Consider the following 8,291-nt stretch of genomic DNA (forward strand, 5'->3'; position numbering starts at 1 on the left):
TTACCTAATCTTCAAATAATTTATTTACTAATTCCTCTTCATAAAACAATCTAAGTAGGAGTTTACAATGTCCATTCTCTATAACATCCTTAAATTCATTACATATTATAAAGTCTAGTATCTCCTTTTTCTTATCTTTAAAATTCTTTGAATTATTTCTTATAATAGATGTTATTCTTATAAATTCATCAAAAGATTTAAGCTTACAAGACATTTCACTAGACATTACTTTTAAAGCTTTTGGATTACCTTTAAAAGTGTTAATACCAATTAGAGCTTCATCACTTTTAATATTTATAGGAAGTGCTCCTAAACCATCTTTATAGTTTGTAGAATTTATATATATTTTATGACTTTTATCACAAAAAGCTTTTATTTCCTTTACCTTTAGTTTATCATTAATTGCTATTACTACTATATGATAATTTTCTAACAAACTTTCCGTGAATTCTCCTATGCTAATAATTAATCTATCTGACTTTAAAGAATAAATTTCTTTAGAAACTTCTTTAGCTATAACTTTTACGTTGCAACCTCTATCTAAAAAAGTTTTTACTTTAATAAATGCAGCTTCTCCACCACCTATTATAAGTACATCAATTTTATTAGATAATAGAGAAAGCATAATATATTCTAATTTTTCTCTATGAATATCTTCTCTAGAATCCTCATACATTCTTCGCCACTTCCTTTTACTGTCTCCTCTTTCAAGACATCAATAGCTCTATTTACATACGCATCTGAAACACTCTTCATAAGTGTATTAACAAGTTTATCATCCTTGCCTTCTTTATTCTTAAATGTTTCATATCTTTTTTCATATACATTTTTGCTATGAATTTTAAATTCTTTAATATATGGAGTAATTTCTCTAAGTTTTCTCCAATTATTGTAGCTATGTAAGTATTCTTCTATTAAATAATAAAAATCATCCATTCTAGCTTTTCTTAAATCTTTATTTTCATCATCTACTTTACTTATCTCGTCGATATTATAAATAGTTACTCGATCAAATTTCTCTACACTATCATCAACATCTCTTGGAAGCGCTAAATCAAATATAATAATTTCATCTCCACACTCGTCAATCTCTTCTCTAGTTATAACTGTGTGTGGTGCTGATGTGCATGATATTACAGCATCAACATTATTTATGTACTTTCCACGTTCATTAAAGCTAATAACTTTAATATTTTCATTTTCTTCATAGTTTATGGAATCTTTATTTCTAACTGCTATTATTATTTCTTCTACATTATGAGAAATTAAATGTTTAATAACGAGTTTTCCAACATCTCCATGGCCTAATACCATAAACTTGCTGCAATTATTTACTATACTCTTATTAACTGCTATTGAAGCTGATGAAACTGGTATTTCATAAAGTTTTGCTTCATTTCTAAATTTCTTTCCACATGTTATCCCTTCTTGAAATAATCTTTGAAGTTCTAAATTTATAGTATTAAGTTCTAAAGCATTAAAGTAAGCTTCTTTTACTTGACCTAATATTTGATCTTCACCAAGAATTTTTGAATGAAAACCACATATTACTTTAAACAAATGTTTTACCGCTTTCTCACCGTTTATGATAAATACATATTTTCTTAAATCTTCATTCCATTTAAGAACTTCAAAAACTTTTTTAAATGCTTCTTCTTCACTTAATGAATGATTAAAATAAATTTCTGTTCTATTGCATGTACTTAAAATAACAATCTCATTTAAGTCTTCCTTTAATTTAATCATTGCTTCTTCTCTTTTTTTAGGTTTTATAGAGAATTTTTCTCTTATATGTAGTGGAATATTCTTTTGTATTCCTAAAACTGATATCATCTTCTCACTCCATTAAAAATTTTAAATTATAAATTCTAAATTTTAAATTCTAAATTTTAAATTCAAATATATATTAATCAAAAAAATATACTTAAATTTCCTATGCAACTTTATATTCTTTATTATACATCATTTTTTTGAATATTATATTTCTAATTAAAAAATATCACCAAAGTTTTTTGCATTTTAATTTTAACGCAAACTTTGGTGATATTCAAATAGTATTATTTTATGCTATACATATGATTTTATTATAGTAACTTAAGTATTTGGATACTTAATTCCACTCCAATATACATTATTTTTAATAATAACATCTTCAGGAAGGGTTACTCCATCTAAAGCCCATTTTTTCCATTCCATAAATCCTGTTCTATCTATAATGTATCCAATATGTTCTTTTCCACCTGGAGCATCTTTTAAAATATATTCTTTAACATATTTATAAGTGTTTTCTATTATTTTAACTATGCTATCTTCATCAACCCAAATTAAGAAATCTTCACCTAACCTTGGATTTTTCTTACCAGTTCTACCCATTATTGAAAGTCTATAATAAGTTTTTTTGCTTCTTGTCCAAGCTCTTGTAGGGCAAGAAACTACACATTCCCCACAACCTATACACTTACTTTTATCTTTTCTTACTTTAAAGTTCTCAAAGCTTAAAGCCCCTGTCGCTTTCTTTTCACATGCCTTAACACAAGCACCACAACTTACACATTTATATGGATCATATTCTGACTTTGTCATTCCAATTATACCAAAGTCATGCATTCTAGCTTTAATACAATCATTTGGACATCCTGTTAATGCAACTTTAAAATGAAGATCATTTGGGAATATTGCATCCTCTATTCTCTTTGCAAATCTACTTGTATTATAATTACCAAAAGGACATACATTATTACCGATACATGCAGATACATTTCTTGTACCTGCTGCACTATACCCTTTTACATTATCTTCTTGGTTTATTTCAAGACCTTCTATTATAGGTTGTAGCATTTCATTAACTTCCGGTATAAACTCCATTTTTATATCTGGAATTTCAAATCCTTGTCTAGTTGTTATATGAACTGTTCCATTACCATATTTATCAGCTATTTCTTGAATCATCCCTAAAAATTTAGCATTTAAATGTCCACCAGGAACTCTAACTCTAGATGCTGTATAGCCTCTTTTCTTAGTTACTCTGAAGGCATTTTTCTTAAGTTTTTTAGTATTAATATCCATTAATCATTCACCTTCCTAATCTATTAAAAGTTTGCCTTTTGTATAATTGAAAACTGGACCATCTAAACATATATAAGTATCATCTATCTTACAATGTCCACATTTACCAAGTCCACAACACATTTTTCTCTCTTGTGAAATCCAAATATTTTTTTCTGCTATTCCACGTTTTAAGAATTCTAAAACAGCAAACTTCATCATCATAGGAGGACCTACAACTATTACTTGAACATTATTCATATCATCTATATTTACATCTGGGATATATTTAGTAACAAGCCCTACATTTCCTTTATAATCATCTTCTGCTGAATCAACAGTAACTATCAAGTTACATTCCTTATCCCACTCTTTTAAATCTTCTTTAAATAGCATATCTTTAGGACTTTTAAATCCTGTAATTAATGTTAATCCTTTTGTTTCGTTACTATTTTTAGCGAAGTAATCAACAACTCCTCTAACTGGTGATAGTCCTGTTCCACCTGCAACAACTATTAGTTCTTTATTTTTATAATTATTTAAGTCAAAACCATTACCATATGGTCCCCTCATAAATAATTTATCTCCAACATAATTGTTAAATATTTCGTTTGTAACTTTTCCAACTCTTCTAATTGTTAAGTCAACAGAATTTTCACTAACACCACTTACTGATATTGGTACCTCTCCAAATCTTGGAATTGAAACCTCGAAGAATTGTCCTGGCTTTACATCACCTTTGAATTCCATTCTAAATGTATATTCTATATCAGTATGTTCAACAACTTCTAATATTTCTGAAGAAAATGGTATATATTCATTATTTATCATTTGAATTCACCTCATCCATAGCATCTTTTAATTTGTTTATACATCCTGATACACTTATATATTCTGGACATATATCATCACATCTTCCACATCCAACGCACATATGATAACCAAATCTTTTCTTATAATCATAAACCTTATGCATAATTTTGAATCTCATCTTTTCTCCATTAGCTCTTCTAAATTCATGACCACCTGCCATAGTTGTATATCCAGGTACTTGACATGAAGCCCATACCCTTCTTCTTTCTCCAACATTTTCGTTGTCATTGTAATAAATATCTTGCATTGTATAACAAGTACATGTTGGACATGCAAAATTGCATCTTCCACAGGCTATACATCTTTCTGAATACTCGTCCCACATCTTTGATTTGAAAATATTAGTATTTAAGTTTTCAGGTATATTAACTTTCACTTCATTTTCCTTTACAAACTGCGGAGTTACCTCCATATCCATTTTTGCTATATCTTCAAAGTATTTATTTAGTTCTTCATCTTTTATATCTAAATAAGCATATCCATCTGAAACTTTTAAATATGCGTCATATTCATTATTTTTATTTGTTCCCATTGATACACAGTAACAATTTTCAAAACTATTTTCGCATCCTATTAAAACAAACTTAGCCTTTTCTCTTAATCTCTTATAATAAGGATCTTCAAACCCATTTTTTAAGTAAATATCATCAAATCTCTTAACGCTATGTAAATCACAGCTTCTTAAGAAAATTATTTGAGGCTTCTCATCTATTTTAGGCTCTTTATATTCATCTTCAGTGAAAAATAATAAAGTTTGAGTTACAGGAAGCAATGCCTCCTTAAATGAATAATCTGATTTTCTATCAAATTCTATTTCTTCTACTTTTTTCACCTGTTCATATCTTATAACATCTATATCTGAAAATCTTCCAGCACCTTCTACAACTGTTGGTGCTACTAATTTATAGTTCTTATTTAGATCTTCAAAAATGTTATTTAAATCTTTAGTTCTAATTTTGAATCCCATAATTAACTCCTTCCTAATTAAGTTGTCTATTTTTTGAAATTAAATAATATGGGACTGCAACAAATAATACTCCTCCTACAATATTTCCTAAGGTTACAAAGAATAAATTATATAAAATACCACTTAAAGTTACTGCACCATAAGGTACAACATATCCTATAGTTAATAATGTCATATTAGCAATACTATGCTCAAACCCAGTTGTTACGAACACATATATACATAAAGTCATTACTAAAATTTTCCCTGTTTCCTCTTTCATTCTTATAGTGCACCATACTGCTAAACAAACTAGTATGTTACAAAGTATTCCTCTTATAAATAATTCAGAATAAGAAGCATCAATCTTCTTCATCGCAGAGTAAGCCATATACTCACCTGATGTTCCTTTCCAAAGTCCTGAAGAATAATAAAGGCCTACCCCTAAAATAGCACCCATAAAATTACCAAAGTAACAAAAAAACCAAACTTTTATTAAGTCTTTTAAACTAACTTCTCCTCCAAGAACTCCAGATGCCATAACAAAACTACTACTTGTAAAAAGTTCAGCTCCTGCAAAAATAACTAATGCTAAAGCTACACTAAATGATAACCCAATAATAATTTTCGTATACGGCGATGACGCCTCGTTCAATGTTCCGCCAACTGTAAAAGCAAGCATTATTCCAAATCCCACAAAAAGACCTGCAAGCATGGCACTTAAGAGATACCCAAGTTTATTATCCTTTAAAAAGTTTCTCTTTTTTTTAGCCATTAGTATTACCTTACTAAAATCTTCTCCATACATTGTTTTCCCTCCTAATTATATTCCCCTTTTTTTTATGAATCTGTGATAATTATCACAAACCTCTAAAATAACTAGATAGTTTATCCCTATCTTTTATTATTATTTTCTTTCTTTCTTTTCTAATTAAACCCTCATTTTCTAAGATTTTAAGTGCTCTTGATATAGTTTCCCTTGGCATACCAAACATATCAGATAGATATGCAATGCTTATGTTAAGATCTATTATAACTTCATTATCTTTCTCTATCCCATAATCCTTAGATAGCTTCCATAACTTAGCTGCTAACCTCTTCTCAATTTTAAGAGGAGTTGCATTTTTCATCTGCCTATATAATCTTCTTATTTTTAGCGACATAGAATTAAGAACTAATTTTGTTAATTCAAAATCCTCACTCATAACATGAATAAATCTTTTCTTATCGAATATTAATATTTTAGAATCTTCAAATACCTCGCAATTTACAGAAGACTTCATCTCTTCTAATACGACTTCATTAATTATCCCTTCTCCAAGTATAAAAACTATTTTTTTATGAGCTGCCTCATTAAGCTTATATAATGCTACTTTCCCACATAAAATAACATATATTCCTGTAATAATCTCTTTATCTCTAAAAATATGTTCCCCTTTTTTAAATTGAACTTTGTTTCCTATATTTGATAATTTAATTAATGTATTCTCATTTATATCATCAAACATACTTAATCTTTTTAAGTCTTCTAAATTTATCACTATTATCACCTTACACTTTAAATTCTTTTATACTATACTTTACATTCTATATGTAATTCAACTATTTTTCACAATATTTTTTGGATAATTTTTGTTTATTTGTAAATAATAAAAATAATTAAATAATTAGGAGGAAAAAAGTATGAGAATTCCAAATCATATAGGGATTATTCCCGATGGAAATAGAAGATATGCATCTTCTGTTGGACTTTCAAAGGATAAAGGTTACTCTTTAGGTATATTGCCTGGACTTATACTATTTAAACAATGTCAAAAGTTAGGAATAAAAGAAATGACTTTCTACGGTTTCACTGTAGACAATACCAAAAGACCATCAGTCCAGAAGAATGCTTTTACTGATGCTTGCATAGAATCAGTAAAGTTATTATCAAAAGAAAATGCTGAACTTCTTGTAATAGGCAATAAGGATTCTAAAAACTTTCCTGAAGAATTATTACCTTATACAACTAGAAAAAAATTTGGTTCTGGAGGGCTTCGTGTTAACTTCCTTGTAAACTATGCTTGGGAATGGGATCTTTATTCCCTTAAAAATTCCACAAGTACTACTAAAAATATCGTTTCTTCAATACAATCAAATGATATATCAAGAATTGATTTAATTATACGTTGGGGTGGCAGAAGAAGACTTAGTGGTTTCTTACCAGTGCAATCTGTTTATTCTGATTTTTATATACTAGATGACTTGTGGCCTGATTTTAAAGAGACTCATCTCTTTGAGGCATTAGATTGGTATAACAAACAAGATATTACTCTTGGAGGCTAAATAATGAAAAAAGTGATTATTATAGGAGGTGGAGTTAGTGGTTTATCTGCTGCCCTCCGTCTTCAGCATTTAGGTTATTCTGTTACAATTTTAGAGAAGAATTCATTTATAGGCGGTAAAACATGTTTAATAAATAATAATAAATTCAAATTTGACTTATGTGCTACAATTCCGATAATAATTGAACCTTATATAGATTTATTTAAAGATATTGGTTTAAATATTCATGATTACTTAAATATAAAATCTATTGATCCACTATACAAAGTATTCTTTGATTATGATTGTTCAAATTATGTTATATCTTCCTTTATTCCAAAGCTTAAAGAAACACTATCATCAATAGCACCTAATGATTTTTTAAACTACTTATATCTTATTAATAAGGCAGATAGAAATTTTAATAAAGTTAACGAATCCTTTTTAGAAAAACCTTTATTGAATATTACAAATATTCTATCACCATCTAGTGCTACTGCAATTTTAAATACTAGTTCACTCAAAACAACTATGGACTTTTTAAATGAACATATTAAAAGTAAAAAACTTATTGAAGTATTAGCTTTTCAATCTATGTATATGGGTATATCTCCTTATGAAAGTTCCTCTTTATTTTCAATGCTCCCTCTTATAAATCACAGTTTAGGCTTATTTTATATAGAAGGCGGTACTTCAGCATTTATTAATGCTCTAGTAAAAATATTTAAAGATAATGGTGGGTGCATTAAACTTAATACTGAAGTTTCAAGCATTCTTTTTAATGAAGTTTCCGCATATGGAGTACGTCTTAAAAGCTCTAGAGAAATATTTTCAGATATAGTTGTATGTAGTGCTGACTTTCCTTACGCAATAGAAACACTTATCCCTAAAAAAATGCAATTAGAAAATTCTTATACTACTAAGAATGACTTATCTTGTTCTTCTTTAATCCTTTACTTAGTATTAAAGAAAAGGATAGATAACTTATCACTTCATAACATAATTATAAAAGATAATTTTAAAGAAATTATTAATTACCCTTTTGAAGGTATTTTAGACGGGAATTCTAATCTATATATATATTGTAATAGTAAACTTAATACAACATCAAAAGAAGAATACT

At 28.0% G+C, this 8,291-nt stretch carries 9 protein-coding genes; 2 read left to right on the forward strand and 7 right to left on the reverse strand.

Translation table 11 applies throughout. The features are described 5' to 3' along the window. Nucleotides 1–4: 4 nt before the first annotated feature. The 7 genes from RSF37_RS08440 to RSF37_RS08470 all read right to left on the reverse strand — a co-directional run bounded on the left by RSF37_RS08440 (nt 5) and on the right by RSF37_RS08470 (nt 6,411). Nucleotides 5–676 (reverse strand): NAD(P)-dependent oxidoreductase, encoded by a 672-nt coding sequence (locus RSF37_RS08440; protein WP_332563967.1) that lies wholly within the window; start codon nt 674–676, stop codon nt 5–7. Next, complete coding sequence (hemA, locus tag RSF37_RS08445) at nt 634–1,833, reverse strand: glutamyl-tRNA reductase (protein ID WP_332563968.1); 1,200 nt, start codon at nt 1,831–1,833, stop codon at nt 634–636. The genes RSF37_RS08440 and hemA overlap by 43 nt, the downstream gene beginning before the upstream one ends. A 261-nt stretch (nt 1,834–2,094) precedes the next feature. Then, nucleotides 2,095–3,066, reverse strand: a complete 972-nt coding sequence (gene asrC / locus RSF37_RS08450) for a sulfite reductase subunit C (RefSeq protein WP_332563969.1) — start codon at nt 3,064–3,066, stop codon at nt 2,095–2,097. A gap of 15 nt (nt 3,067–3,081) precedes the next feature. Continuing rightward, a complete protein-coding gene (asrB, locus tag RSF37_RS08455) occupies nt 3,082–3,876 on the reverse strand; it encodes an anaerobic sulfite reductase subunit AsrB (RefSeq protein WP_332563970.1) in 795 nt (264 codons plus the stop codon). Beyond that, nucleotides 3,866–4,885: an anaerobic sulfite reductase subunit AsrA gene (gene asrA, locus RSF37_RS08460; protein ID WP_332563971.1), complete on the reverse strand. Its 1,020-nt coding sequence runs from the start codon at nt 4,883–4,885 to the stop codon at nt 3,866–3,868. The genes asrB and asrA overlap by 11 nt, the downstream gene beginning before the upstream one ends. A 13-nt stretch (nt 4,886–4,898) precedes the next feature. Beyond that, on the reverse strand, nt 4,899–5,672 hold the full coding sequence (locus RSF37_RS08465; RefSeq protein ID WP_332563972.1) for a formate/nitrite transporter family protein: 774 nt from the start codon (nt 5,670–5,672) through the stop codon (nt 4,899–4,901). 52 nt (nt 5,673–5,724) lie between these two features. Then, nucleotides 5,725–6,411, reverse strand: coding sequence for a Crp/Fnr family transcriptional regulator (locus RSF37_RS08470; RefSeq protein ID WP_332563975.1), 687 nt, complete (start codon nt 6,409–6,411; stop codon nt 5,725–5,727). A 136-nt stretch (nt 6,412–6,547) separates the two neighbouring features. Between RSF37_RS08470 and RSF37_RS08475 the strand changes: the two genes are divergently transcribed. Both RSF37_RS08475 and RSF37_RS08480 read left to right on the forward strand, forming a co-directional pair. Then, a complete protein-coding gene (locus RSF37_RS08475) occupies nt 6,548–7,189 on the forward strand; it encodes an undecaprenyl diphosphate synthase family protein (protein ID WP_332563973.1) in 642 nt (213 codons plus the stop codon). 3 nt (nt 7,190–7,192) lie between these two features. Next, nucleotides 7,193–8,291: phytoene desaturase family protein (locus RSF37_RS08480; protein WP_332563974.1), on the forward strand; the 1,099-nt coding region annotated here is incomplete at its 3' end.

The organism is Clostridium sp. (assembly GCF_036643715.1).
Taxonomy (GTDB): Bacteria; Bacillota; Clostridia; order Clostridiales; family Clostridiaceae; genus Clostridium.